Source organism: Emticicia sp. CRIBPO, from assembly GCF_009905725.1.
In the GTDB taxonomy this organism is placed as follows: Bacteria; Bacteroidota; Bacteroidia; order Cytophagales; family Spirosomataceae; genus Leadbetterella.
Map to the genome: position 1 here is coordinate 654778 of NZ_JAAAKV010000001.1, position 25273 is coordinate 680050.

Annotated in this window: 27 protein-coding genes; 19 read left to right on the plus strand and 8 right to left on the minus strand. The window is 41.0% G+C overall.

Features of this window, described 5'->3' with window-relative positions:
• Positions 1 to 70 precede the first annotated feature (70 nt).
• The 3 genes from GVN16_RS02915 to GVN16_RS02925 all read left to right on the plus strand — a co-directional run bounded on the left by GVN16_RS02915 (position 71) and on the right by GVN16_RS02925 (position 1616).
• Positions 71 to 529: a GbsR/MarR family transcriptional regulator gene (locus GVN16_RS02915; RefSeq protein ID WP_166562326.1), complete on the plus strand. Its 459-nt coding sequence runs from the start codon at positions 71 to 73 to the stop codon at positions 527 to 529.
• 103 nt (positions 530 to 632) lie between these two features.
• On the plus strand, positions 633 to 965 hold the full coding sequence (locus GVN16_RS02920) for a hypothetical protein (protein ID WP_166562327.1): 333 nt from the start codon (positions 633 to 635) through the stop codon (positions 963 to 965).
• A gap of 57 nt (positions 966 to 1022) precedes the next feature.
• A complete protein-coding gene (locus tag GVN16_RS02925) occupies positions 1023 to 1616 on the plus strand; it encodes a 2'-5' RNA ligase family protein (protein ID WP_166562328.1) in 594 nt (197 codons plus the stop codon).
• 4 nt (positions 1617 to 1620) lie between these two features.
• Here GVN16_RS02925 and GVN16_RS02930 read toward each other — a convergent pair whose 3' ends face one another.
• Positions 1621 to 3417: a glycoside hydrolase family 9 protein gene (locus tag GVN16_RS02930; RefSeq protein WP_166562329.1), complete on the minus strand. Its 1797-nt coding sequence runs from the start codon at positions 3415 to 3417 to the stop codon at positions 1621 to 1623.
• A 5-nt stretch (positions 3418 to 3422) separates the two neighbouring features.
• Positions 3423 to 4142: a polysaccharide deacetylase family protein gene (locus tag GVN16_RS02935; RefSeq protein WP_310587409.1), complete on the minus strand. Its 720-nt coding sequence runs from the start codon at positions 4140 to 4142 to the stop codon at positions 3423 to 3425.
• 310 nt (positions 4143 to 4452) lie between these two features.
• On the opposite strand from GVN16_RS02935, the gene GVN16_RS02940 reads away from it, so the two are divergent.
• The 5 genes from GVN16_RS02940 (at position 4453) to GVN16_RS02960 (ending at position 13826) form a co-directional block, all read left to right on the plus strand.
• A complete protein-coding gene (locus GVN16_RS02940) occupies positions 4453 to 5613 on the plus strand; it encodes a DUF4856 domain-containing protein (protein ID WP_166562331.1) in 1161 nt (386 codons plus the stop codon).
• Positions 5614 to 5689: 76 nt separating this feature from the next.
• On the plus strand, positions 5690 to 6835 hold the full coding sequence (locus GVN16_RS02945) for an imelysin family protein (RefSeq protein WP_166562332.1): 1146 nt from the start codon (positions 5690 to 5692) through the stop codon (positions 6833 to 6835).
• Between the two features lie 8 nt (positions 6836 to 6843).
• The gene (locus tag GVN16_RS02950) at positions 6844 to 8193 is read left to right on the plus strand and encodes an HTTM domain-containing protein (protein ID WP_166562333.1); all 1350 of its coding nucleotides are present in this window, start codon (positions 6844 to 6846) and stop codon (positions 8191 to 8193) included.
• Complete coding sequence (locus GVN16_RS02955) at positions 8171 to 10597, plus strand: TonB-dependent receptor domain-containing protein (RefSeq protein ID WP_166562334.1); 2427 nt, start codon at positions 8171 to 8173, stop codon at positions 10595 to 10597. Before GVN16_RS02950 ends, GVN16_RS02955 begins: the two co-directional genes overlap by 23 nt.
• 439 nt (positions 10598 to 11036) lie before the next feature.
• A complete protein-coding gene (locus tag GVN16_RS02960) occupies positions 11037 to 13826 on the plus strand; it encodes a CHAT domain-containing tetratricopeptide repeat protein (RefSeq protein ID WP_166562335.1) in 2790 nt (929 codons plus the stop codon).
• On the opposite strand, the gene GVN16_RS02965 is transcribed toward GVN16_RS02960, so the two are convergent.
• The 3 genes from GVN16_RS02965 to GVN16_RS02975 all read right to left on the minus strand — a co-directional run bounded on the left by GVN16_RS02965 (position 13803) and on the right by GVN16_RS02975 (position 16479).
• Entirely contained in the window at positions 13803 to 14489 is a 687-nt protein-coding gene (locus GVN16_RS02965) for a tol-pal system YbgF family protein (protein WP_166562336.1), read from the minus strand. The two genes, GVN16_RS02960 and GVN16_RS02965, sit on opposite strands and share 24 nt — an antisense overlap.
• 4 nt (positions 14490 to 14493) lie before the next feature.
• Positions 14494 to 15087: a sigma-70 family RNA polymerase sigma factor gene (locus GVN16_RS02970; RefSeq protein WP_166562337.1), complete on the minus strand. Its 594-nt coding sequence runs from the start codon at positions 15085 to 15087 to the stop codon at positions 14494 to 14496.
• A gap of 165 nt (positions 15088 to 15252) precedes the next feature.
• Entirely contained in the window at positions 15253 to 16479 is a 1227-nt protein-coding gene (locus GVN16_RS02975) for a hypothetical protein (RefSeq protein WP_166562338.1), read from the minus strand.
• 214 nt (positions 16480 to 16693) lie between these two features.
• Between GVN16_RS02975 and GVN16_RS02980 the strand changes: the two genes are divergently transcribed.
• The 6 genes from GVN16_RS02980 to GVN16_RS03005 all read left to right on the plus strand — a co-directional run bounded on the left by GVN16_RS02980 (position 16694) and on the right by GVN16_RS03005 (position 19415).
• Positions 16694 to 16876, plus strand: a complete 183-nt coding sequence (locus GVN16_RS02980) for a hypothetical protein (protein WP_166562339.1) — start codon at positions 16694 to 16696, stop codon at positions 16874 to 16876.
• Between the two features lie 245 nt (positions 16877 to 17121).
• Positions 17122 to 17415: a hypothetical protein gene (locus GVN16_RS02985; RefSeq protein WP_166562340.1), complete on the plus strand. Its 294-nt coding sequence runs from the start codon at positions 17122 to 17124 to the stop codon at positions 17413 to 17415.
• A gap of 104 nt (positions 17416 to 17519) precedes the next feature.
• A complete protein-coding gene (locus GVN16_RS02990) occupies positions 17520 to 17858 on the plus strand; it encodes a LytTR family DNA-binding domain-containing protein (RefSeq protein WP_166562341.1) in 339 nt (112 codons plus the stop codon).
• A gap of 127 nt (positions 17859 to 17985) precedes the next feature.
• A complete protein-coding gene (locus tag GVN16_RS02995; RefSeq protein WP_166562342.1) occupies positions 17986 to 18423 on the plus strand; it encodes a nuclear transport factor 2 family protein in 438 nt (145 codons plus the stop codon).
• A 121-nt stretch (positions 18424 to 18544) separates the two neighbouring features.
• Complete coding sequence (locus GVN16_RS03000) at positions 18545 to 18964, plus strand: OsmC family protein (RefSeq protein ID WP_205748768.1); 420 nt, start codon at positions 18545 to 18547, stop codon at positions 18962 to 18964.
• A 127-nt stretch (positions 18965 to 19091) separates the two neighbouring features.
• A complete protein-coding gene (locus tag GVN16_RS03005) occupies positions 19092 to 19415 on the plus strand; it encodes a phosphoribosylpyrophosphate synthetase (protein WP_166562343.1) in 324 nt (107 codons plus the stop codon).
• A gap of 4 nt (positions 19416 to 19419) precedes the next feature.
• Here the strand turns inward: GVN16_RS03005 and GVN16_RS03010 are convergent, their stop codons facing one another.
• The 3 genes from GVN16_RS03010 to GVN16_RS03020 form a co-directional block, all read right to left on the minus strand.
• Positions 19420 to 19620 (minus strand): helix-turn-helix transcriptional regulator, encoded by a 201-nt coding sequence (locus GVN16_RS03010; protein WP_166562344.1) that lies wholly within the window; start codon positions 19618 to 19620, stop codon positions 19420 to 19422.
• Complete coding sequence (locus tag GVN16_RS03015) at positions 19610 to 20089, minus strand: hypothetical protein (RefSeq protein ID WP_166562345.1); 480 nt, start codon at positions 20087 to 20089, stop codon at positions 19610 to 19612. Before GVN16_RS03015 ends, GVN16_RS03010 begins: the two co-directional genes overlap by 11 nt.
• Before the next feature lie 175 nt (positions 20090 to 20264).
• Positions 20265 to 21035 (minus strand): MerR family transcriptional regulator, encoded by a 771-nt coding sequence (locus GVN16_RS03020; protein ID WP_166562346.1) that lies wholly within the window; start codon positions 21033 to 21035, stop codon positions 20265 to 20267.
• A gap of 166 nt (positions 21036 to 21201) precedes the next feature.
• Here GVN16_RS03020 and GVN16_RS03025 point away from each other — a divergent pair, with 166 nt between their 5' ends.
• From GVN16_RS03025 to GVN16_RS03045, 5 genes are all read left to right on the plus strand, one after another.
• Positions 21202 to 21969 carry a helix-turn-helix domain-containing protein gene (locus GVN16_RS03025; RefSeq protein WP_166562347.1) on the plus strand — a complete coding sequence of 256 codons (768 nt, stop codon included), beginning with the start codon at positions 21202 to 21204 and terminating at the stop codon, positions 21967 to 21969.
• 77 nt (positions 21970 to 22046) lie between these two features.
• On the plus strand, positions 22047 to 23006 hold the full coding sequence (locus GVN16_RS03030) for a hypothetical protein (RefSeq protein ID WP_166562348.1): 960 nt from the start codon (positions 22047 to 22049) through the stop codon (positions 23004 to 23006).
• 37 nt (positions 23007 to 23043) lie between these two features.
• A complete protein-coding gene (locus tag GVN16_RS03035) occupies positions 23044 to 23580 on the plus strand; it encodes a DinB family protein (RefSeq protein WP_166562349.1) in 537 nt (178 codons plus the stop codon).
• Between the two features lie 19 nt (positions 23581 to 23599).
• On the plus strand, positions 23600 to 24367 hold the full coding sequence (gene map / locus GVN16_RS03040) for a type I methionyl aminopeptidase (protein WP_166562350.1): 768 nt from the start codon (positions 23600 to 23602) through the stop codon (positions 24365 to 24367).
• Positions 24360 to 25250 (plus strand): cyclase family protein, encoded by an 891-nt coding sequence (locus tag GVN16_RS03045; protein WP_166562351.1) that lies wholly within the window; start codon positions 24360 to 24362, stop codon positions 25248 to 25250. The genes map and GVN16_RS03045 overlap by 8 nt, the downstream gene beginning before the upstream one ends.
• The last annotated feature ends 23 nt before the right edge of the window (positions 25251 to 25273 follow it).

A 25273-nucleotide genomic window follows, 5' to 3' on the forward strand; every position in this document is an offset into this window, starting at 1 on the left:
CTAAAACATTTGTTCATTTAGTTCATTTTATATTGAACTTATTGTATATTTGTCAGGATCAATGGATTACATGACAGCATTAGAAAAATACATAGAGGATGTGGGGCTCTTTTATGAGCGATTTGGGTTGGCGAAAATGTCAGGAAGGATATTGGGACTTCTGATGGCGACGGATGAAGAAAAGGTCAGTTTTGATGACATAGTTATCCAGTTACAGGCCAGCAAAGGGTCTATCAGCGGAAATATCAACTTTTTACTGAAGCAAAAACTGATCGAAAAGTTCATGGTAACCGGCGACCGCAAATCTTATTATAAGTTTTCCAATGAGAATGTTTTTTCACTCATTGACAGCAAACTGGATGCAACGGAATATGTTAAACAGATTTTTATGCGTGGCAATGAGCTTCATAAAGATAAAGAAAGTGCCAAGCATAAAAACATTTCAGAAGTTATTCAATTTTATGACTTTTTAGAGGAAGAGCTGCCAAAACTGAAAGAGAAATGGAAAAGTCTGAAAAAAACAGGATGAAAACACGGAATATGATCATGTATTGGACCAGCTGGCATTTTCCCTGCGGCCGGACTAAGCATTTTTTTATTGGTAAGAAGCTTAAAAAATAAATCAGATCATTATGTGGGCAACTGATTCGCTCTGGTTTGAAATAGCGGTTGTAAGCGTCATTTTCGCTATCGGAAATATGGTTTTCGGTCATTTTGAGGAACAAACACCAAAATGGCGGAGAGTCGGCAAGTTTATACTGTTTCTGGTCATCACATGCCTGATTTCGACCTATGCAGGGAGGTCTGCAGCAATGATCACCCTGGGATGCCTGATCATTCCTCTTCTTTACATCCATGGTTATTACCTTCCTCAAAAGAAAGGCATAAACGGCTGGACCGGAGAACCCAAGAGCAGATACTATGATTTCAGGGGGTGGGACAAAAACGTATTTAAAGAAAAATAAAGCCCGGATAAGGGCCATTCGGCAGAGTACATCATACCTATTAAAATTAAATATATCATGACACAAGAAAACGATTCTCCGGTATTCTCCTTCGCCATCTGCCTTCCTCCTGAAGCGGACATGGCGGTTTCAGGACACAAAAAAAACCTGTTCAAAGAAATCGGATGGTTTTCCAGCCGCAATTCACAGGGCCACATTACTTTTAATGGCTTCGGAGCACATGAAAGAAAACTACAGGTGATTGAAAGATATGCGAAGAGTTTCTGTGAGCAGATAACGCCATTCAGCGTATCGTTCGACTCCCTATCTGCCTATCCGTCGTCCGGGGCTTTGTGTTTGTCTCCTGAAAAAGAATCAAAAAAGCACCTCGAAAAACTGATGAGGTTATTCAACAAAAACTTTCCGTTAAAAAAAGGCCCCAGCAATGACCCTCACATTACCATTGCCAAGGAACTCGACCAGGAGAAGCTGCAAATCGCCAGCAAACTGGCTAAAGCCGGATTTTCGGGGTTACAGTTCAACTGCAATGCCATCCATCTCAGGAAACTAGACAGGAACGGACAATATTTCATCATCCGGACTTTTCCGTTGAAAGGGACAGATCCATCGGGCTTCAGTTCACCGCAATTAAGTCTGTGGCCTACTGACTAAATGATTACTTAGCCTTAGTGCCCCAATGGGTCATCATCAGTAAAGCTCCCGCCGTGCCATCCATGGTAGGTTCATTTGTGCTGTAGTCTCCCAGGTCATCGTGATAAGTCACAAAATTATTCTGGAATTCGGCAAACTCATCCGGATAATCAAGACGGATGCCGATCAGATTCTTATAGATAGAAGCATACACCGGGCCGTCGACCAGGCCTCCGGGTATTTCCAGTTTCTTTAAGGCATACAAACTGGTGTGTACTTCTCTCGGAAACTCCCCTCCTTCGGGTATTCCGCTGAACATGGTGGTTCCCCATGGATTCCGTCCGAAAAGCCAGTCGCGTTGAGTCAGCATAAAATCATCATATTGTGTATCCCCGCTCATCTTCCTGTACAAAATCATCTGGGCAACAAGGCTTGTCGCGAGATTATTGGAACACCATATAAACGGCACACCGATTTTAAAAGGATTAGCCTGTCCTCTTCTGAGCGTATACTTAATCCCATCGAGGTAATATCCTTCGAGTTTCTTTTTAAACTTTTTATCTACCAGGCCGTGTAAAACATAATGCCCCATGTTGATAAAGGGATAAAGCCTGTAATGATCCGCAGTATCTCTGACGGTCCATGAATCGGCAGTATTGCTTTGCAGAGCATAGGTTTTGGCCTGATCGAGGTATTCAGTCTGACGGGTAATTTTGTAGATTTCAGCAGCCCCCCATTCCATATCATCAGCCCAGGTGTCTTCATTGTAACGATACGGAGCCAGTACGGAGTTTCCCTGCTGATAGCCTTCTTTCGCTCTGCCCAGTGCATACAATGTGAGGGCCGCCTTACGGCATTTCGCAGCGAAAACGGGATCTTTCAGGTCTTTTTCCCAGATTCTTGAGGCAATAGCCATAGCAGCCGCACATCTTCCCGCCAGATTAGCCAGGCCTGTTGCCATGCTTTTATATTTTCTCAGGCCCTGAGGCTGTCCGTTGGCAAAATACGCCGCCCGGTAGCTGTTGGCACCCCATCCATAATCAGAATTATCGTTATCAGGCATTTTAAATCCTTTGTGATCACGGTCGTCGGCTACCTGGTGCAGCAGCTGATCTGGTTCAGGATGCATTTTAAAGATCCAGTCAAGACCCCATTTAGCTTCGTCCAGCACATCCGGGATACCGTTGCTGCCCGGCTGGCCAAGAGCATTGAAATTATCTTTGAACTTATCAGGATATAATTCATAAGTCATCAGCATGTGTGCGGTGGCATAACTACTTGTAATCAAATATTTAAGCTGATCGCCGGCGTCGTGCCATCCCCCGCTGACATCCACAAAAGTGCTGTCTTTCATCGGACCGTAATAACTCATCCCGTCTTTCTGATGACAATAAACGTTCAACGTCGGATTATAACCGCAACGTTGCTGACGCATAAAAGCCAGGAGCGTTTCCTGGTGATCTGAAAATGCGTCGGAAGCGATCCTGAATTCCGGAGATTTTTGCCCTGATTTCTCAGCCTGAAGATAATACTCACCATTCGTCTTTAAGGCTGTAAAATCCAACTCGTAGTAATAGTCAAAAGTCCCCCAATTGCCGTTGGTTACCTTCCGGGGTTTTATCTCAAACCTTGTCTGGCCACCTGTTTTACTGATTACACGGAAATTTTCATCTACAGGGCTTTTCGAGAAAATGACCCCTACTTTTCTTTCTTCCGGGAAATATCCCATCTGGTTAAACCGGAAATGAATGGTCTGGTCTTCTGAAATGACAGGCTCTGCCTGAAAAAACAACAAAATGAAGTGTAAAATAACTGTCGGCATAAAATTCAGCGGAGTAATTGGTCTATTCTGACAAAAGTATAGTTTTTGGCTTTAAGTTCTTTGATCAACGGCTCCAAATATTGATAGAACTTATCGGTCCTTGCCGGGCTAACGCCTATGTGAACCAACAAAATAAATCCGTTCAGGCCGTTTTTATCTTTGATTTCATAATCTGTAATGCTCTTATAGATTTCCCGGCTGCTTCTGTAATTTTTCATATCCGGGGTGGTATAATCTGCATTTGACCGGGTTCCGGATGTAAAATTAATCAACTTCAATCCCTCCTGGCCTGTCCAAAAGCTGATGCTGTCATTATACCACTCAAAGGGCGGCAAAAAATAAAGGGCTTCTTTCTTAGTAATGTCAAACTTCTTCATTTCGTGATAGTTAGCCTTCAGGTCTCTGAGAAACTCAGATCCGGAAACAAGCAGACTGTCTCTTTTGACCCAGTCACAGTAAAGAAGGTGTTTATCAGAGTGAGCTCCGAGGTAATGCTTCTCCGTCTTCAGCATCCTGATCAGTGCCTCAAAAGAAGGATTGCGATAAAATTCTCCCGTAAAAAAGAAAGAAGCCTTTACTTTTTCACTCCTCAGTGTTCTAAGAATCACTTCTCCCCCTTCCGCAAATTCATGCCCCGTAAAAACAAGAGCAATCTCCCTTTTTCCCAGGTCACCCCTCACTGTTCCACCATGGATCAAAGTGTGCTGAGCCCGGGAAATATTCACCCATAACAGTAAAACAACAAGGCAAAAGGCCCGCAAACACGGAGGAAATTTCATCGATTTTTACTTTACTTATCTGATTTCATCAAAAATAATCAAAAAATGAACTTCAGACGCAACCTTATTCCGGATGGTCGCGTAATGGCTCAAAATGCACAGCATTTTGCCCCTCCTGCCTTAAAAGTTCATCTTCCCGTTCTGTAATTTAATTCAAAAAATATTTGCTCACCAGAAAAAAAAGTTCTACGTTTGTCCCGCCATAATTAGACTTAGTCTAAATAATAATCATTTAACGTTTAAAATATCGAAAACAATGTTTAAGTCAAAATCGATTCTGTTTGCCGCCCTTGCAACCTTCACCCTTTTCTCTTGCTCAGAGGAGACAGCAGAACCGGATCTTCGTACCAAAATTGATTACTCGCTTGTTACAGCCACCACCCCTTACAAAAAACTTTTTGTTGATGCCAAAGGTGACACTACTGTAGATTTTAAAGCAGGAAACAGCCGTTACAGAATGTTCCAGGCTCTGAATTATTATTTAGGCGGTGCAGTGAGGGAAAGCAAAATACTGGACGTTGCAGTAATGAAAAACATGTACGCCAACTCAGGCAATCCGTTTGTGGACGTCCCGACTCTGAATATCAAGGGGGCTGACCTTAACACTTCGGGTGTTCAGTTGAAAAACGTTACTTCTTCGTCAAAATCAACTGCTGATGCTGACGTAGACAGGGCAAGACTTGAAGCTGTATTCGGAGAAATGGGTCTGGTAAGCCAGTCGCATTCTGCCAACGCTGCTAAAAACACTCCTGGTAAACTCGGAACTTATCTTGTAGACGGCAAAGGGATTGAAATCGCCCAGATCATCCAGAAATCCCTGATCGGTGCTCTTCAGTTGGACTACATCGGTAATGTACTGCTGGACAAAGGACTTACCGCCGAGAATAAAAAACTGGTTGCAGGAAAAAATTATACCCAACTGGAACAAAACTGGGACGAGGCATATGGTATGCTTACATTGAGCCCGGTTTACCTGGACAAATCTACTGACGCAGTGAGAGGGACAGCTGAGTCATTCCTGGGTTCATACCTTTGGGAATATAACAAACCGGCCTATCCAAAAATGCACCTGGCATTTGTAAAAGGACGTGCGGCCATTGTCAACAACGACCTTACTGAAGTGAAAACACAGGCCACATTTATCCGTACAGAATCTGAAAAAGCTATAGCAGCTGCAGCTCTGGGATATCTTGGAAAATGGAAATCAGGTACTACTGATGCCGCCCGTGCCCACGCTATCGGCGAAGGACTTGGATTTATCTATTCCCTTCGTTTCTGTAAATTAAACGGAGCAGATGCAGCATTTTCTGATGCTATTCTTGTAGGTTTAGTTGGTTCACCTGGTGGTTTCTGGGATCTGACCAACGATAAAATCAACGCAGCCAGTGAAGCAATCGCAACAAAATTTAAATTATAATCTGAGAGCAGATTAGTTTTTTAAACCAGTGGACTGACAGCAAAAAATACTGTCAGTCCATTTATCATTTTCAAATATGAAGTTTTTTGACCTGAAAAAAAGTTTTGGCATTGGTATCCTGACCATGCTTCTGTGGGCCTGCGGTAGCGGTAGTACCGATGAAAAAGACCCTGATCCGGTAGATGAAGGGAAAGACCGCAAAGCCATTCTTACCAACATTACCGACAACATTATTCTCCCTTCTTATGCCGCATTTAAAGTAAAATTTGATGTCATGGCAACCAAATCAGACGCTTTTACAGCAAAACCCGACCTTACTACGCTTACAGAACTGCGGACCGCCTACACAGAGGCTTACCTGGAATGGCAGAAAGTCGAACTGTTTGAATTTGGTCCGGGAGAAAAATATACCATCAGGAATTTCTTCAATATTTATCCGGCTAATGTTGCAGGGATTACGGGTGACTTCGCTGATCCCAATTCTAATCTTGACACGCCGGACTCTTATGCCAGGCAAGGTTTCCCTGCCCTGGATTATCTTTTGTTTGGTGTAGGGGCCACAGATCAGGCCGTAGTGGCTTTTTATACAGCACCTGCGGAAGGGGCCAAAAGAACTGCTTCTGTCAAGAGGCTGGTCGGAAGAATGAGCACACTGTTAGGAAAAGTCATGAACGAGTGGCAGGGTTCGTACAAAGATACCTTTATCAATAAAACAGGACTGGACATCGGTTCCTCTACCTCCCTGATGATCAATGCCTATGTTTTGCATTATGAAAGATATATCCGCTCGGGCAAATTCGGTATTCCTTCTGGAGCCATGCTGAACGGCGTCCCTGCAGCTGATAAAGTAGAAGCTTATTATCAGAAAAACATATCCCTGGACCTTGCTAAAAATGCACATCAGGCGGCCATAGATTTCTTTAACGGAAAAAGCAGCAAATCAGGAGAAGAAGGCCCGTCTTTCAAAACATACCTTAATGCCCTGGGAGCCAAAGACAGCAGCACCGGAAAACTTTTGTCAGAAATCATCAATACACAGTTTGCAGCCAGTAAACTCAAACTGGAGAGTCTTAGCCCTAACCTTTCTGATGAAGTCAAAAACAACAACCAGAAAATGAAGGACGTATATAACGAAATGCAAAAGGCTGTAAGAATGCTTAAGGTGGATATGACTTCTGCCATGAGTATCACCATCACTTACACAGATAACGACGGAGACTGATCCGGGACATGAAAGGATATTTCTCTAAAACAGTATCAGCAGCACCCCTGGCAGTTTTCAGAATGGGCTTTGGCCTGATGATTTTTGCCGGGCTGGCACGCTTCTGGGTCAAAGGCTGGATTACCGACCTGTATATTACGCCGAAGTATTTCTTTCCGTTTTTCGGATTCGAATTTGTAAGGTCATTAGGAGCATATACTTATTTACTATTTGCCATAGCGGCCGTTTCGGCCTTAATGGTAGCTGCCGGCTGGTTTTACAGAACGGCAGCTACCACTCTTTTTATCAGTTTCACTTACATTGAACTGATCGACAAATCCACTTACCTCAATCATTATTACTTCATCAGCCTGATCAGTTTTCTGCTGATATTTTTACCTGCAAATGTTTATTTTTCTGTGGATGCCTACCGGAAGAAAGAACTGCTTGCCGGTCTGATTCCACGATGGACTATTGACGTTCTCAAGGTTTTTGTTTTTATCTTGTACTTTTTTGCAGGACTGGCCAAAATCAACAGTGACTGGTTAGTACATGCCCTGCCCCTCAGAATCTGGCTGCCTGCCAGAAATGACATGCCTGTTATCGGTTCTTTATTTAACCATGAATGGGTCTGGTATGCCTTCAGCTGGCTGGGATGCCTCTATGATCTCAGCATACCTTTTCTATTGTTCATGAAAAAAACCAGGCTCCCGGCTTTTATGGCGGTAGTCATTTTTCACGGACTCACGGCCGTTTTATTCCCTATCGGGATGTTTCCTTATATCATGATCGTGACTGCCCTGATCTTCTTCTCAGGAGCATTTCATCAGAAAATCGTTGATATTGTTTCCGGACTGTTTAAGCTTCCGATGGAATTTACGCATTCGTCAGCAGTTTGTCAGTATTCAAAAAATACACAAATAATCACCCAATATATTTTTCTGACATTTTTTATCGTCCAGTTAGCCTTACCTTTGCGGTTTCTTTTGTATCCGGGTGAATTATTCTGGACTGAAGAAGGCTATCGCTTTTCATGGCGGGTGATGCTGATGGAGAAAGCAGGATATGCCCAGTTTACGGTCAAGGACAAAACCGGCAAAAGTGTGGTAGTCAATAATAGTGAATTCCTGACCACCCTTCAGGAAAAAATGATGTCTACCCAACCTGATATGATATTACAATACGCTCATATACTCAGGGATTATTATTCGGAAAGAAAATTCGAAGATCCTGAAGTCTATGTTGATTCCTATGTGACACTTAACGGACGTTTGGGCAAACCGCTGGTTTTACCTGAAACCAATTTGTCTGTTCAGAAAGAGTCATTTAAACATAAAAACTGGATAACTCCTTTTCATGATGAAATTAAAGGTTTTTAACAGCCTCATTTTCTGCTTCTTTTTAACAAGCTCCCTGGCTCAATACAAGATATCCGGCCAGTTGCTGGTCCGTAAAAATAACAGCCCGGTGGCGGCCTGCACTGTCTATCTCGACAACGACCAGACTACTGCACTGACTGACGAAAACGGCTCATTCAGCTTTTCAGGTTTAAAATCAGGCGTTTATCAGCTATACATCACCCATCCTGAATATAAAATAAGCCAGCAAACTGTTAAAATCCATGACAAGGACATTACCTTGAATATCTTCCTGGACGGATATGACGAAGTCCTCAATGAAGTGATTGTCAGAGACAAACAGTCTGATTTCGGCTTCACCCGTATGCGGGGCGTGGAAAGCATGGGGATCTATGAAGGCAAGAAAACTGAAGTTATTTTGCCCGAAAAACTGACGGTAAATATGGCCACCAATAATGCCCGCCAGGTTTTTGCCAAAGTGGCCGGACTCAATATTTATGAAAATGAGGGAGCGGGATTACAACTCGGCATCGGCGGCCGCGGGCTTGACCCTAACCGTACGGCCAACTTCAATGTCAGGCAAAACGGCTATGACATCAGTGCTGACGCTCTAGGTTATCCTGAAAGCTATTACACCCCGCCTGTAGAGGCCCTGGGAAGAATCCAGATTGTAAGAGGTGCGGCTTCTTTGCAATATGGAACGCAATTCGGAGGTCTGCTGAATTTTGTCATGAAAAAAGCTCCTGAAAACAAAAAGATCGAACTGACTGCCCGCCAGAGTGCCGGTTCTTTCGGGTTCTACAATGGCTTTACCAGCCTCGGAGGCACTGTGGGCAAACTGAGTTATTACACTTTTGTACAATATAAAAAGGGTAACGGATGGCGTCCCAATTCCCATTTTAACAATCTGAACGCTTTCTTCGACGTTGATTATCAGATCTCAGAAAAGACAAAAATCGGAATTGATTACACCCACATGGATTATCTGGCCCAACAACCGGGAGGGCTTTCGGATGCCATGTTCGCAGCAGATCCCCGCCAGAGTAACCGTGAACGCAACTGGTTTAATGTGAACTGGAACATGCTGGCCCTGCATTTCGACCATCATTTTAACGAAAAAAATGACTTCAACCTGAGGGTATTCAGCTTACTGGCCAATCGCTATTCACTGGGATTCAGACCAAACCGCGTAGCCACGATTGATGATAACAGCGAAAGAGACCTGATCAAAGGAGACTTTCTTAACTGGGGAGCCGAAGCCCGTTATCTCAAAAGGTATTACCTGGGCAAAATGCTCTCTGTTTTGCTGGTGGGCAACCGTTATTATCATGGGTACAATCACAGTGTGCAGGGATCAGGAAGCAAAGGCAAAGATGCAGATTTCAATTTTATAGCTGACGAGCGTTTCATTACCCATGATTACGAATTCCCGAACCGCAACAGCTCTCTTTTCCTGGAGAATATTTTCTATGTTCATGATAAATTTTCCATTACTCCGGGTATCCGCTATGAATACATTTTCACTACTGCTGAAGGCTATTACGGCACTATTTCAAGAGATCTGGCCGGAAACATTATCAATATAACCAAAACCAACGAACGCAGGACCAACGAAAGGCAGTTTGTTTTGGGAGGTCTGGGTTTAAGTTACAAACCTGGTACTCAGACAGATATTTACGCCAATTTATCTCAGAATTACCGCTCCATCACCTTCAGTGACATGCGGATATCCAATCCGTCGTCGGTGATAGACCCCAATATGAAAGATGAAAAAGGACAATCTGCAGACATCGGTATCAGAAGTACCCAGACAACCTTATACAATTTTGATATCAGTACTTTTTACCTCAATTATAACAACAGGATCGGGGAAGTACAGTTTTATGATGAAAGCAACAGGGTGTTAAGAAAACGCGGCAACATAGGCCGGGCAGTTATCATGGGGATTGAATCCTATGCTGAAGCAGATTTCCTGAAGATGCTTTATCCTAAAAGCGATGACCTGAGCGGTGTGATCTTTATCAACTTCGCGTATATCCATTCAAAATACAAGGAAAGTGAGATTGCCGGGGTGGTCGGAAAACAAGTGGAATTTGTACCTGCCACCAATTTAAAGACCGGCCTAAGAATCTCATACAAGAGATGGAAAGGCTCTTATCAGCTTTCTCATCTCTCAGAGCAGTTTACCGAGGCCACCAATGCCACCGACGGAGGCTTAACCGGTGTGGTTGGCCGCATTCCCGCCTACACCATCATGGATGTGAGTTTGTCTTATGATTTCAAAAAATATTTCAGACTGGAGGCCAGTGTCAATAACCTGGCTAACCGCATGTATTTTACACGCAGGGCCACCGGCTATCCCGGCCCCGGCATATTGCCCTCCGACGGACGCGGGTTTTATGCCAGCCTTCAGTTCAAAATTTAACAGAAAAATGAATTTCAGGCCAGCATTTAGCCTCAGGAAGGTCGAAATAATGTTAAAATCTTAACATAACACCACGTTAAATAATTATTTTAGTATAAATGCAATTTTTTGGTGGGGGTTTTACGTTATTAATGTATTAATATTAGATATGTAGTTTGGTGCACGCATAAAGACTTAAAATAGTGGTTTATTTTAGGGGTTAGATAAAAGCTCTCGAATTTTTCGGGAGCTTTTTCTTTTATATTCCGTCCTCGGTTCATATAAAATGCGTCAAGGTTAATTGGCTGAACTGCAATCTATAAATATCTGCCCTGCATCTGCTGTATTTCACCCGTCCTTTTTCTGAGTTTTTATTTCATGAACTTGAAGCCGTTTAAAGCTTGATTTGTTCAGAAAAAAAGATATTTTTGTCTGCGAGTGGCCATTTAATAACCCAAAAATGAGAAACCTTTTCTTCCTTATTTTATTTCTTTCACGCACGGGGTTTGCACAGGAGTCGATTGTTCGTTTGTGGCAGAAGGGGAATAAAGCAGCAAAGGTATCTAATGATGAAGCATTAATACTTTACCAGAAAGCTTTCGATCAGGCAAAAAAGGAAAATAACTTGTTATGGCAAGCAAATATTTGTGTGGACTTAAGCGGGGCGTTATTTGGTAAAGGTGACTACCAGAAAGCAACTGATCAATGTCTTAACGGACTGAAGATTCTTAAACAAAATAAAATATCCAACGATTCCACGGAATTTAAACTTCATTCTGCTGCTGCTCCTTGCTTTAGAAGTCTCTACGACTTAAAAGCTTCTTTTGCTCATTATGAAATAGCAAATCAAATTTTCCATGAGCATCCTGAATTAGAGTATCAAATTTTACTTTATGTAACATTTCATTATTCCAACCAAGGTAGTCTATGGCATAGCTTGGGTGATCTTGATAGAGCTACACAGTATTATGAAAAAGCACTTTCGTTGGCAGAGAAATTAGAAATTAAAAGTGATTATGCATTAATTCTTCATAATCTCTGTGGAATTCTTATTAATAAAAAAAATCATATAAAAGCTATTGAACTATATCAAAAAGCATTCAATGTTTACAATATAAAAGGTAAAACAATAAAAGATATCCATTTAGCAAATATGTACTTTAGTGTTGGTGAATCTTATTATGAATTAAAGGAATATTCTAACTCATTAACTTACCTCAATAAATCAAAAGAAATAGCTTTAGTAAACCTGCCTCAAAGGAAAGCAATTCAACTCATAGAACAAATAGAACTTCTAAAGGCAAATATATCCTTGGAGAATAAAAACACTATTAAATCTGAGTTTTTGTTTAAAAAGATACTAGCAAAAAATATGAGTAGTGGGTTTTATTATCTTAACTTAAACCATCAAGCATTAATTGGTCTATCTCATATCGAAGTCTTAAAAGGAGATTACTTTAACGCATTAAAGTATGTTCAAAGAGCATTAATAGAGATTACAAAAGATAGTACCATAGGTGATCTAAACAATCCAACAAATATTTCATCTATGTACACCTCGATAGGTATTCTAAATATTCTAGTAACAAAAGTTGAAATCTTGACCCTACTTTATTCGAAGGAAAAGGAAATAAAATATCTTGAACTTGCATTCAATACTCAAAAATTATCAATCGCCATTGGAAAAAAAATAAGACAAAGCCACGAAACCTTAGATTCTAGAGCTTTATTCTCTCATTCATTTTATAATAAATATGAAAAACTAATAGAATTGAGTTTTCTACTTTATGAAAAAACTAAGCTGAAAAACTATCTAGATTATGGATTTAAAATAATGGAAGAAAGTAAATCTATTATTTTATCTGACAATTTAGCTTTACAGAATTCTTATAGAAATTCTGGATCAGATAGTCTCATTACGAAACTAAAAGCCAATCAAATATATTTAGCGTATTTAAAAGGTTCGAAAGACAAGGATAAAGAAGCTATTAAAACCTATGAATTAAAAGTTAATCAGATTTTAGAAAAACTGAGTATTGTTAACCGTTCTTATGTGGAATCTTTCAAATCAGAGAATTATTCTAATCTTAATTCTTTTCAGAAAAAATTGAATTCAAAATCCTTATACCTTAATTACAGCATTATAGGAAATTATATTTATGCTACTCTTACAAAAAAAAATAAAATTGCCTTAAAGAAAATCCCCATCCACCCAGAAGAATTTAAATTCAACAAAAATCTCTTAAAAACAGCCTTAACAACCAACCCCGGCCCCTACTCGGGCTTCAAAGCCAGAAAGAGTGCTGCTTACTTTTATAACATCCTGATCAAGCCCTTTGAAGCTGATCTTAAAGGCATTGACAACCTGATCATTAATCCCGACAATGAAATGATCGAACTGAGTTTTGACATCCTGGTGCCTCATGAAAAATCAAATGACTACCTGATCAAAAAATACAATATCTCCTATCTGAACTCGGCTCTTAACTATAATGATAAAATCAAAAACAAGTTTTCAAGAGCGGACCAGAACTGGCTTTCTTTTGCTCCGTTTGGTAGCAAAACCAAAAACAGCAGTGACATCAATATACAGAATCTGACGATTCTGCCTTCCACCATCAAAGAAATTAACGGTATAAAAGGGCAATCCATCATCAACGAAAAATCAACGAAACAGACTTTTGTTAAAACCATAAGTGAATTGAAGGATAGGGTCATTCTGATCGCCACTCATGCGTCTGAGAACAACGGAGAACCCTATCTGAACTTCTTTCCGGCCAATGACAATTATAAGTTATATGCCAACGAAATACAGTATCTCGACTTTAAAACGCCCCTGGTGATACTGGGGGCCTGTGAATCTAATGCAGGAAAGAAAATGAAAGGTAGTGGGGTATTATCTATTGCCAAGGCTTTTTCTATCGGCGGGTGTCCGTCTGTAGTAGGGAGCCTATGGGAGGTGCACGATGAAAGTATGGCCGTACTGGTCAGTTTATTTTACAAACATCTGATGCGGGGAGAAAGAAAAGATGTGGCTTTAAGATTGGCCAAGCTTGAATACCTGGAAACGGAAACGGGGCTCAGGAATGACCCTCCGTATTACTGGGCACACCTGCAAATTATCGGGGATGTTTCGCCTCTGATCATCTGGCCGGTTATTCTCAGATATGTGATGTATGGCCTGATGGTGGTTATTCTCAGCGGGAGTATTGTTTATGGTATCCGCTCAAGAAAACGTTTTTTTAATTAATATCTGCCATTTTACCTTCAGCTTATTAACCCATGAAATCTGGTATTTGGGCTCACTGATTTTTTCTATTTCAGTCATCCAGTAGTCGGCCTTTTCAGTTTGATTATTCGAAAGATAGGCAATGCAAAGGTGCCATTCCAGGGCCTCCTTCACCTGATTCCTCAGGTCAGGCGTCTTGATAGCTTCTTCGAATAACTGAATGGCCTTAGGAAAGTCTTTTGAAGAAAAGTAACCTTGTCCCAAAACAAATTTTTCAAAGGCCACTTCCTGTCTGGATAAAATATTGGGAGAGGGCTTAAATTCACTGTTGGTCGACCTTACCACTCCGGCGTCTGCGTTAATGCCCGGCAAATAATTACCCGAAAAAGTCAGGTAGGCTATAAAAGACCCACCGATTAGCAAAATAAAAACGGCCGCCCTGCTTAAAGTTTGCCACATAAAAACATTTATCTTCCTGACAACCGGCTTTCTGAAATATGCCTCCGCCTCTTTCTGATATTCATAAAGCTTTATGGCTTCGGCCATTACCTTCAACTCTTCAAATTCTTTCATCAATGCAGGATCTTCCGATAATAATTTCATGATCATTTCATTTTCCTCAGTGGAGGTTAAATTCTTAATTTTCCTGAGAAACAATTCTGTGTATTCTTCTGATTGGTTCATCGTCTTAGTCATTTTTGATTCCGAATAATTGTGTATTTCCGAAGAGCACACTGAGTTTTTTCCGTACTGACAATAGCTTTTGCTTGGCGTTATTATAATTTTTAAGATTATATTCCTCCACAATATCTACCAATCTGCGGTCATGAATAAAAATCGCTTTAATCATATTCTTCTCTAAAACATCCAGTGACTCAATAGCTCCGAGAAAAGTTTCTCTTTTTAATTCATAATCTACAACTTCTTCAGGATTTTGTTGTCTTTCCTCTGTGGGAATAAGATTATACCATTCTATGTCCCCTGATTTATTTAAGTTAAAAGGTGAACTTTTGATCCAGACGCTTCTCATAATCAGATAAAAGTATGAATACATATTTACCCCTTCCTGAGGCTCGTACCTGTGAGACTGAACTGCCAGGATGAATTCCAGTATCGCTGATTGAAAAATATCTTCTCCGTCAAGTCCTCCCTTTTGATTTCTGGTCCAGGCTAACACTCTCCGCTTAAATTTATCTTCCAAAATCCCGCAAGCCTGGTTTCTTTCACGGCTGTTTTCAGACCTCAGCAATTCAACTATTTCTTTATCTGAATAATTACGCACTTTATTTCTATAAGGTTTATTGTATTAATCTGCGTATGGACATAAAAGGTTAGTGAGTTTTAAAAAATATCTCGAAAAAAATGAAATCTTTCATTACCTCCTCCACAAAAATAACTTAAAATAAGCTGACATTACACAAAACCCGGGTTACAAATCGCTTTATGATTATCTTTTCAAAAATTTCATTTTGAAATTAAAAAGCAGGTTCAGCTGCAGATTCAGTTTTATGTTCAGAAATTTCATAAAAATATAATCTTCATAAATCTCCCTTCCAATCCGGATGCCTTTCTCTACGTTCTCTTTTTTATCCTGATAGAACCTGAGTATTTTCTTTTGCTGAAGCGGAACGATAGCCTCCTCCTCATTATCAAGGTGCAACAATGCCCCGTTAAGTGACTCATCTTTTATAACCGACACGCCCGCGTTTGAAGCCTCATTCTTGATTTTTTCCAGGTGATAGGATTTAATGAGACTCAAGTCCTCAATTGGAAATACCGATGTTTCCTTTTCACCAAGAAAATCCAGGATTTCACCCAGCAAACCTGAAACATCCTCCTCCCCGAAATCAGCCATCAGATGTTGCTGAAGATTCTCAAACTTAATGACCTCCGCCGTGTTGATGGCAAAAACATGCGGCACTTTATACAAAAATTCCTTTACGATCACCTGCCGGTGGTATTCGGTACTCATGGCTGTGCCTACACATTTCAGAGTTTCCGGCTCAGGATTACCGCCGTTGGCCACCAGGTGTTTAAAACCTTTTCTTTCTTTTCCGTGAAGCAGGAAAGCGAAAGAAGCATCATCCTGCATGATGACCTGCCCCTGGAAACAGACCTCATTATTGAAGCCTTCCCGTTCGACTTTCATTACATTACCTTCCTGCCAGATCCTGTACCTGCATTTCACGTAGCGGCCTTCTTTGACATTTTTATTTAACCCTACCCAATAGCCTTCCAGTTTTTTCAAACCCGGCAGAATCAGATGGTCAGGTTTATCCGGCGTAACCGGAACGATTCCCTCCACTGCTTTGAGGTAATCGTTCCAGTATTTGGTTTTGCCCTGAGTTAAATAAAAGGCAAAACGATCCAGGTACCCTGGCTGAAATTTGGAATGTGTTCTTTTTACGAAATGATTGTTGATGTAATCTTCAGTGATTTCATCCTCCTCATACCTGATGAGCACAATCTTTGAAACCTTATGGGTGGTTTTTTCTTCCAGGTCTTTTATGAAATTTTTCCTCAGCCCCTGGTCCTTCCAGAATTCTTCCGGTTTTTCCCTGAAATACCCGGGAGTACAGGTCCCGATATGCTTTTCAAATTTTGTCAAAAGTTCTCCCCAAACGTATCTGATCATTTCCGGGCTGAGCTCGATTCCTTTGTTTCTCTTCGTCATATTTTCGTTAGGTTTATACGAGATCGTAAAGCGATTTTATCCGATTCAGATGGATTATTTTTTCTCGCATCAAGAGTATAAATGTTTCAATATCAATATTTTAAATCCTCAATTTCAAGTTTCGGTCAAAACCGGACTGTATCGATCTCCATTCATTTTACCCTTTATTTTTTGACTCGAATTTTTGGTCAAGAATCAAAAATTAAAGTAAAAAATGAAAACGATCGAAAAACCTGTCCGACTTGCCAAACTGGGCTTTCTGCTCTTGCTTATTTCAGGCACATCTATCCTCTATTCTTGCGAGAAAAATGACATGTCTCCTCAAAACAAACCGGATACATTCGCAGATGATGATCCACCGAAAGATGATCGACCAAAACCACCTCCCACTACCTAATCAATCGGGATCAGTCCCGGTCCTGATTAAATCGGGACTGATTCCTTTATTCAAAAAACAACTCAAAAGGTTATTGTTAAACCTTAAACTAACCTTTTCCCGGAAAAAGAGAATGTAGTATCAGAACCGTTTAGATAAAGAGGCCAAACAGGACCTCTATTTAACAAAAGCACGCCAGGAACTGATAAAACGCAAGTATTCTGAACGGCCAGTACTGAATCAGCAATCAAACAAAACAACACCCCATGTTGAAGAACTTAGTCTCTTTGGGGCGAAAGCCCATGAAAACGGTATACATTATACTTTCCTATTACCTGAGCTTAGGACTGGTCATCTGTTTTTCTTTATTCCTGATCATCGAAGGATTCATTGACCCTTTCGGCAACCTGATGATATGGGTCGGACTGCTTATCCTTTTTATTGTCCCAGTTTTACTCAGGGTATTCTTTGACTTTGCCCTCATGATGAGCAACAAAAATCACGAGAGATACCAAAGCCCCCTGAAAAAGAGAAAAGGGCCAAATGAGCAAAAAGAATAAGCCCATAAAAAAAATTAAAAAAAATATTCCCCGCACTAACCTTTTAGTTCAGAAACTGCATTAAGTAAGTAAACCGTATCTTCTTACTTAAAATCACTCTCATTATGACTCTGGAACTAATACTAAAAGAAAACCTCTCAGAAGTTATTTTCATAACTAACAATCATCGCAGTAAAAAGCTGCGGAAAGAGAACATTCAGTATATTGATTCTGTAGATAACTCTGCGGTCATTCATACTATTAAAGGCACTTTTCAGGAGCTGACACGTTTCAGTGAGTTTATGAAACAACTGGAAAACGACCAAGAGTTCGTAAGGGTATCGGAAAATGTTGCTGTTAATCTCAATTATGTTGATTCTATTGTTAAATATACTTTATTCATCGGAAACAAAGGTTTTCAGGTAGCTGAAAAGTACAGAGCGTCTATTTTCGAAGAAGAGTGATATGATTTAAAATATTTTTATCATGAAGTTAAGTCTGCCGGCTTAACTTTTTTTATTATTAACCTCACAGCTTGTCTGTTTATTACGCCCGCTGTTTTAATTTTAAGGAAATTTAATAAAACAGACAATGAAACCATTTCTCCTTTTCACTCTTCTATTTTCCTTTTTTAATCTTACAGCTCAGAAAAAACACCTCGCAGAAAAAGAAAAGGCCGAACACAGTGCCGTTGAATTTTTCGAAGGTCTTTCTGATTCTGATTTTCAGAAAATCAAAAAATACTCTACTTCAGATATTAAAATTATTGAAAACGGGCAGGTCTGGAACCTGGATACCCTTGCCAGGTTTACGTCTGTTAAAAGACCGGACGATTATAAAAGGGTTAATACCCTGCAATTTATCGAGACGGTAGTCAAAGGAAAAATTGCCTGGACGAGTTATTACAACCAGGCAGAAATCTTTTCAAAGGGTAAAACATCCGTCAGAAAATGGATGGAAAGTATTGTATTTGTCAAAGAAGACGGTCTCTGGAAAATCAGGCTGATGCATTCCACTCCGCATAAATAATCGTGCCCGGAATAAGAAACGGCTTCATATTATTAAATAAAATTTTTGAACCCGATCCGGAGTATTAAGGTTAAAGAATAGCGTATATTTGTATATCAATCTTCAATTAAAAACAATTCTTATGAAACGATTTGCAACAGCCAACTGGCAGGGAACAGGCAAAGAAGGAAAGGGAACACTTACTTCACAAAGTACAGTTTTAAACCAAACTCAGTATTCTTTCGGAAGCCGCTTTGCCGAAGGTATCGGTACGAATCCTGAAGAATTAATTGCAGCAGCCCATGCAGGATGCTTCAGTATGAAACTCAGTTTTGAATTCAATGGTGCCGGATTCACCGCAGAAAATATTGATACCAAATGTGTCATCACCCTGGATCTTGAAAAAGGAGCCATATCATCTGCTCACCTGACCGTAAGTGCCAAAGTGCCGGGCATCAGCCAGGAGAAATTTGATGAACTGGTTCTGGTAGCTAAAAATGACTGCCCGATTTCAAAGGTTTTGAATACTGAAATTACTTACGAAGCCACCCTGGTTGCGTAAGTAATTCATGAAAACATCAGAATAAGGTTTCCGCGATAAACGGAAACCTTATTTTTTTATTACCATTTTTCAAATGCTTTCATTTTTGAATTAAATGCGGTAAATTCAAATCATAAATAAAAATCCCATGGAAAGTAAGCAAAAAAACTACGATACTGTCAGCGAAGCCGTTAACGATCTGGCCAAAAGAGGTTACAGTACAGATTTGAGTGTCCATGAAGACGGAGAATGTCTTATATGCCATCAAGCTTCCCTCAGTCTTTCGCCTGATGAATTTAAAATTGACGAAATCCACAGGTTTGAGGGCCTTACCGATCCTGCTGACGAAATGATTGTTTTTGCCATTTCTTCAGAAAGCCATCAAGTAAAAGGCACCATAGTCAATGCGTTCGGGGCTTATTCAGACAGCGACACTTCTAAAATTGTCCAGCACCTGTTTAAGCATATCTGATTTCTCAATCTCCTTCTTCCAGGGTAAAAATAGCTTCTACCGGTTTGTTAAACACCCTTCCGATCTTAAGGGCCAATACTGTGGAAGGCACATATTTATTGGCTTCCATCGCATTGATCGTCTGGCGGCTTACAGACACTTTCTGGGCGAGTTCCTCCTGGGTCAGGCCGTGAATGGCCCTTTCTACTTTTATGCTATTTTTCATCGGATTCTGCTGATTTAGAAGCTTTATATAACAAATAATTAAAACGCCCGATAAAAATGATCAATACCGTAAACATGTTGTAGATCATGACATTGAAAAAGGCGGTTCCGTACACAAACATAAAAGAAAAAAGTAACAGGATATAATTAACAAAAACGGCCCAAAGCAAAGAAGACAGCCTGATATTGGCAATAAACTCATCTTCTTTTTTCTCTCTCGAGAATCCCACCAGAAGTCCGCCGATGATAAACAAGGAACCGATAATGGTGTTCGTCATATCGGTCTTAAAAACGGTGAAAAAGAAATCTTCCTCAAATAAGGCTCCGTTAAAAATAGCAAATGTATTGAATTTGATACCGTCATATTCATATCCGAGGACCGATAAGACGATCCCGGCAATGAGTGACGGAACGAGCAGACACCATCCCACTATTTTGTATTGGTTAGGCAATAATAATTTGTTTGACATAGCTTTAATTGTTTTTTTGATCAAATGTAAAGTTTATTTTACATAAAGACAAATAATTTTTACTATTTGTAATAAATATATTACTTTATGTAAAATATTTCTAACTAAATTATATCCACAAATAAAAAAGCCACCGGTTTTATCTACCGGTGGCTTCGTCAGAAAGGCACTTTTTTTATTTCAGCCGGGTATCAGCAAAAAAACGCATGGCTTTGCTCATAAACAAGGCAAATTCCGGATTGGTCTGACCATTCACTTCTGTATACCTCGGATCATCGACATAAAGCTGTCCCAGGCCTGCATAGGCTTCTGCCTGAGCATCAGAAGAGCCGGCTGTTCCCCAGAATTTCCTGATATTCTGATAATGACGCTCTATCTGGAACTGTACCTCAGCACCTTCCGGATTGTGATGTATCAGCGAGGCCAATGCCTCCCTGATTGCTTCACTTTCTTTAACCAGTGCTTTTAAGCCTTCTTTACCCATCTTTTTTAACGTTTTTTCAGAATGCTCCACTTTTTCACTGCCCCACTTTTCAATGGCTTCGTTTCTGTAGGCTTCCGCTTTTTCTTTCGGCAGACCTTCATATAATTCCTCATGATTCATGATTTTGTTTTCTTTAAGTTTAATAATCGTTTTATCCAAAGTTTCCAACAAAGTATCGATCCTTTGTTTTCTGGCATAAAGAGCCCGCTTATGACCTTCCAGGGCCTGTATCAGGTCAAAATCAGGATCATCGAGGATATTGCAAATCTCCTGCAACGAAAAATCAAGCTCTTTGTAGAAAAGGATTTGCTGTAGCCTGAGCAATTCCTTTTCGCCATACATCCTGTACCCGGCTTCGGTACGGAACACCGGCTTCAGCAAGCCTGTCTGATCATAAATATGTAAGGTCCTGATACTCACCCCTGCCAGTGCGGACAGTTTTTTAACTGAATAGTTCTTCATGCTTTTATCATTGGATAGCACAAATCTAAACCATGACCTAAGGTCAGAGTCAAGTGTTTTTTTATTTTTTTTTCACAAAATCATCCGTTTCTTCTTTTAAGACGCCATTTCATTACGCTTTCCCGCAAAAAATACTACATTTGAATAAGCATTCTTCCGAAAACGCATGAAGTTTCAGACTTATCTGCCTTGTGAAATATTAGAACCTTATATCAGGTTTCTGGCGATCTCCGAATCATCAGATCATCAGACTTATAAGGTTTTACCTGACACTTCGCTGGTCATGGGAATTCAATACAAAGGCCGCTTGTCTTTTGTCGCGGATGACCGGGAAACATTGCTGAGTACTGCCGGTATTACAGGACTCACAGATAGTTACAGGATATTCAAAAACACAGCCGGCACCGGAACCGTCCTTGTGTATTTCAGGGAGACCGGGGCGTCGGCTTTCTTTGAAGAGCCCTTGCATGAGTTATTTTCAGAAAGCCTTTCGCTTGATCATTTTATCAATAAATCAATACTGGATGTGTTGGAAGACCGGCTTTCATCTGTTAATTCCGACAAGGAAAGAATTGATCTCGTAGAGCATTTCCTCATTTCACGTCTGAAAATCCTTCCTAAAGATCAGCTCGTTTTATCAGCTCTCGAGTTGATTTATCAATCCAAAGGTACGATCAGAATTCATGAATTGGCCGAAAAACTGAATACCAGTCAAAGTCCCTTAGAAAAGAGGTTCAGGAAAGTGGTGGGAGCTTCTCCTAAAAAATTTGCTTCATTGGTAAGGTTAAATACGATAGTCAAAAATCCTCAGAACATCGGAACCCTGACGGAAAAAGGATACGAAGCCGGGTATTTTGATCAATCACACTTTATCAGGGACTTCAAATCTTTTACCGGGGAAACGCCGGAGAACTTCTTCAGGCTAAAAGAATAATCGCTATTTTATTTAAAATCAAAATACTAAATTTGAATACCTTTCTGTAAATCAGTCAATTAAATCAATTTACAGCCATGATTCATTACTTTATCATTCCGCTCATTTGGGTATGGAGTGCCTGCTCTGTCAGGCATTCTGAAAAAAAAGAGATTACCCTCTCAGCCCCAAAGCAGCAAAATTATGCCTGGAGGAAAATCTTTGAAGAGGGTCCATGGAAAAAAAATTACAATTTCCAGATGTTCAGCCGGCAGGATACCCTCTGGGTTTTTCATCAGGATGGCAACTGGTTTTCGACGGATACCAGAAACTGGAAAAAATCGACCCTGCCTAATGCCATAAATAACCTGGCTTTCCTGGATTATGTATCATTCAACCATTCCATTTACGGACTGGGTCATTTCAACGGCAATATCGAAAAATTCACCTTTAAACCTGAAATCTATCGATCGGCGGATATGCAAAAGTGGAAAACGATCGCCACAAAAAGCAACCTGCCCGACCGTTTCTTTTATCATCCGTTTGAGTTCAGAGGCAAACTGTGGCTTATAGGAGGAGAAGACGCTAAAACAGCTTACGCTGATATCTGGAACTCTGAAGACGGGATCAGGTGGGTCAGACAAAAAGACAATCTTCCTTTTGGCAAAAGGTCAGGGAGTCAGTTTGTGATCCTGAATGATAAGGTTTTTATGCTCAACAATGACGTATGGAGCTCGACAGACGGTTTAAACTGGGTCAAAGTAAGCCCTGAGATCGTCAAGGGGCAAACCCTCTTCGGATATACAGCCCTGGCGTTTGACAACAAAATCTGGCTGCTGGGGTGTACCCGCAACGGGCAGTTTACCAGCCAGGTGCTGATGAGTGAAGACGGCAAAACCTGGACAGGCATGGACGCTCCGTGGAGCCACCGCGGGGGTATTGCGGCTTGTGTGCATCATGGCAAGATCTACATGACCGGTGGTAAATTCGGAGGCAACGACATTAACCATCCTGAGTTTGTTTACAGCAACGATCTCTGGGTTCTTGAAAAACAGTAATAAGAATTTTACAGATTTGTATTTACCCCGACCCAAAATGACGAAACAAGAAATTAACTCCCGTCTGATCGAAAACCACGAAAGATTCGCCACCCTGATCAGCGGTTTCAGTGATGAGGATTTTATGTTTGCCCCTGAAAGCAAATGGACAAGCGGACAGCAACTGGAGCATATTTACCGTTCGGTATTGCCGCTGAAACTGGCCTTAAGTTTACCTAAATGGCTTCTCAAAGCATATTTCGGCGAAGCTAACCGCCCTTCGAGGGATTACGACAGCCTTGTAGCCAGGTATAAAATGAAACTCGAAACGGGGTATAAGGCCGGCAGCAGGTTTTTACCTCAACCCGTTGAACTCTCTGCGAAAGAAAAATTAACCGGCAAACTGAAGAAAACTGTGAACAGCCTGGTGAAGCAGCTCGGTAGTTATTCTGAAGAGCAGCTTGATCTCATAATCGCCACACACCCGCTTTTAGGAAAACTTACCCTCAGAGAAATGATGTATTTTACCATTTATCATGTAGAACATCACCAGATTCTTACTTTAAAGAACTTAGAGGGCCGTAAAAATCGTTAGTAAAAAAAAAGAATATTACATGTCAATTACGTCAGAGGCAGAACTTGCCGGAATGAAAAAGGTCAGTGAGGCCGTTGGAACCACCTTAAAGAAAATGAGAGAACACGCCAGACCAGGCATGAGCACACTTGAACTGGATGAGTTCGGGGCCGGAATACTGGAAGAATACGGAGCAAAATCAGCCCCAAAACTGACTTATGGCTTCCCGGGCTGGACTTGCATCAGTGTCAACAACGAAGTGGCACATGGCATTCCCTCCGCTTCAAAAATCCTTAAGGCCGGTGACCTCATCAACATTGACGTGTCTGCCGAACTTAATGGTTTCTGGGGTGACAACGGTGGTTCATTTGTATTGGGAGACGACAGCAATCATCACCAGCCATTGGTTGATGCTTCAAAGGAAATTCTCAAAAAAGCCATCAGCAGGATCAAGGGTGGGGTAAAAATCTCTGAGATCGGCAAACTGATCGAAACGGAAGCCAGAAAATCAGGTTATAAAGTCATCAAAAACCTGGCAGGGCATGGTATCGGGAGAAGTCTGCATGAAGAACCCTCCGATATTCTGAATTGCTATGACAAATACAACCATCAGAGATTTAAAAAGAACTCAGTTGTGGCCATTGAAACTTTTATTTCCACCAGGTCAAGCTACGCGGTGGAACAGAATGACGGATGGACCCTTCTCGGGAACCACGGAGGGCATGTGGCACAACACGAACACACCATCGTAGTAACAGACGGACAACCTATCATCCTCACAGCGTCAAACGGAATATGGAATGACTAAAAGAGTAAAGTTTGATTTTGAAATATTTTTCACCAACGGAGGTAGTCTGAAAGGCGAAGATTTCCGTCTGGATATTGAAGGTGATGACATCGGCGAAAAAGCACTGGCTGATTACCTGGTGACGGATATGCGACTTCTGATGGTAGGCGAAACCAGGATCCTGAATAAGGAAATCCTGACAGAACCTCATAAAAGAAAACCTTACCAGCCTGAAAAAGGCAGTAATCTCCTGGTTGACCTGAGCCATACCATTGAAAACGGCCTGGTTACCTATAAAGGATTGCCCGCCCCGGTGATTTGCGATTACCTGAGCCGCGAAAATTCCAGGCAGTTCTATGAAGAAGGAACAGAGTTCCAGATAGGAAAAATTGAGATGGTGACCAATACAGGGACTTATATTGATTGTCCTTTTCATAGATTTGAAGACGGTAAAGACCTTTCAGAAGTCAGCCTGGAAAGGTTTGCGGATCTGGATGCCGTGGTGATCAGGATCCCCTTTTCAGAAACCCTGAGTATCACAGCAGACCACCTGAAAAATGTAGAAATCAGGAACAAAGCGGTCTTGATCCACACCGGTTGGGATGTTCACTGGAATACCCCGCTTTATTACGAAAATCACCCGTCACTGACCGAAGAGGCGGCAGAATACCTGAGAGACTGTCACGTACAGCTCGTGGGTATAGATTCCCACAACATAGACAATACCACAGGCAAAAGCAGGCCGGTGCATACGACATTACTCGGAGCAGAAATTTTAATTGTAGAACACCTATGCCATCTCGAACTATTGCCTTCTGAAGGCTTTACTTTCAGTGCTGTACCTCCGAAATTTAAAGGGGCAGGCACATTCCCGGTTAGGGCTTTTGCCAAAGTGAAAAGATAAAAATGAATTAATTGTCAATTAAA

Coding starts and splice junctions, on each gene's coding strand:
- GVN16_RS02915 (WP_166562326.1), top strand. CDS start 71: ATGACAGCATTAGAAAAATACATAGAGGATGTGGGGCTCTTTTATGAG.
- GVN16_RS02920 (WP_166562327.1), top strand. CDS start 633: ATGTGGGCAACTGATTCGCTCTGGTTTGAAATAGCGGTTGTAAGCGTC.
- GVN16_RS02925 (WP_166562328.1), top strand. CDS start 1,023: ATGACACAAGAAAACGATTCTCCGGTATTCTCCTTCGCCATCTGCCTT.
- GVN16_RS02930 (WP_166562329.1), bottom strand. CDS start 3,417: ATGCCGACAGTTATTTTACACTTCATTTTGTTGTTTTTTCAGGCAGAG.
- GVN16_RS02940 (WP_166562331.1), top strand. CDS start 4,453: ATGTTTAAGTCAAAATCGATTCTGTTTGCCGCCCTTGCAACCTTCACC.
- GVN16_RS02945 (WP_166562332.1), top strand. CDS start 5,690: ATGAAGTTTTTTGACCTGAAAAAAAGTTTTGGCATTGGTATCCTGACC.
- GVN16_RS02950 (WP_166562333.1), top strand. CDS start 6,844: ATGAAAGGATATTTCTCTAAAACAGTATCAGCAGCACCCCTGGCAGTT.
- GVN16_RS02955 (WP_166562334.1), top strand. CDS start 8,171: ATGATGAAATTAAAGGTTTTTAACAGCCTCATTTTCTGCTTCTTTTTA.
- GVN16_RS02960 (WP_166562335.1), top strand. CDS start 11,037: ATGAGAAACCTTTTCTTCCTTATTTTATTTCTTTCACGCACGGGGTTT.
- GVN16_RS02965 (WP_166562336.1), bottom strand. CDS start 14,489: ATGAACCAATCAGAAGAATACACAGAATTGTTTCTCAGGAAAATTAAG.
- GVN16_RS02975 (WP_166562338.1), bottom strand. CDS start 16,479: ATGACGAAGAGAAACAAAGGAATCGAGCTCAGCCCGGAAATGATCAGA.
- GVN16_RS02980 (WP_166562339.1), top strand. CDS start 16,694: ATGAAAACGATCGAAAAACCTGTCCGACTTGCCAAACTGGGCTTTCTG.
- GVN16_RS02985 (WP_166562340.1), top strand. CDS start 17,122: ATGTTGAAGAACTTAGTCTCTTTGGGGCGAAAGCCCATGAAAACGGTA.
- GVN16_RS02990 (WP_166562341.1), top strand. CDS start 17,520: ATGACTCTGGAACTAATACTAAAAGAAAACCTCTCAGAAGTTATTTTC.
- GVN16_RS02995 (WP_166562342.1), top strand. CDS start 17,986: ATGAAACCATTTCTCCTTTTCACTCTTCTATTTTCCTTTTTTAATCTT.
- GVN16_RS03000 (WP_205748768.1), top strand. CDS start 18,545: ATGAAACGATTTGCAACAGCCAACTGGCAGGGAACAGGCAAAGAAGGA.
- GVN16_RS03005 (WP_166562343.1), top strand. CDS start 19,092: ATGGAAAGTAAGCAAAAAAACTACGATACTGTCAGCGAAGCCGTTAAC.
- GVN16_RS03010 (WP_166562344.1), bottom strand. CDS start 19,620: ATGAAAAATAGCATAAAAGTAGAAAGGGCCATTCACGGCCTGACCCAG.
- GVN16_RS03015 (WP_166562345.1), bottom strand. CDS start 20,089: ATGTCAAACAAATTATTATTGCCTAACCAATACAAAATAGTGGGATGG.
- GVN16_RS03020 (WP_166562346.1), bottom strand. CDS start 21,035: ATGAAGAACTATTCAGTTAAAAAACTGTCCGCACTGGCAGGGGTGAGT.
- GVN16_RS03025 (WP_166562347.1), top strand. CDS start 21,202: ATGAAGTTTCAGACTTATCTGCCTTGTGAAATATTAGAACCTTATATC.
- GVN16_RS03030 (WP_166562348.1), top strand. CDS start 22,047: ATGATTCATTACTTTATCATTCCGCTCATTTGGGTATGGAGTGCCTGC.
- GVN16_RS03035 (WP_166562349.1), top strand. CDS start 23,044: ATGACGAAACAAGAAATTAACTCCCGTCTGATCGAAAACCACGAAAGA.
- map (WP_166562350.1), top strand. CDS start 23,600: ATGTCAATTACGTCAGAGGCAGAACTTGCCGGAATGAAAAAGGTCAGT.
- GVN16_RS03045 (WP_166562351.1), top strand. CDS start 24,360: ATGACTAAAAGAGTAAAGTTTGATTTTGAAATATTTTTCACCAACGGA.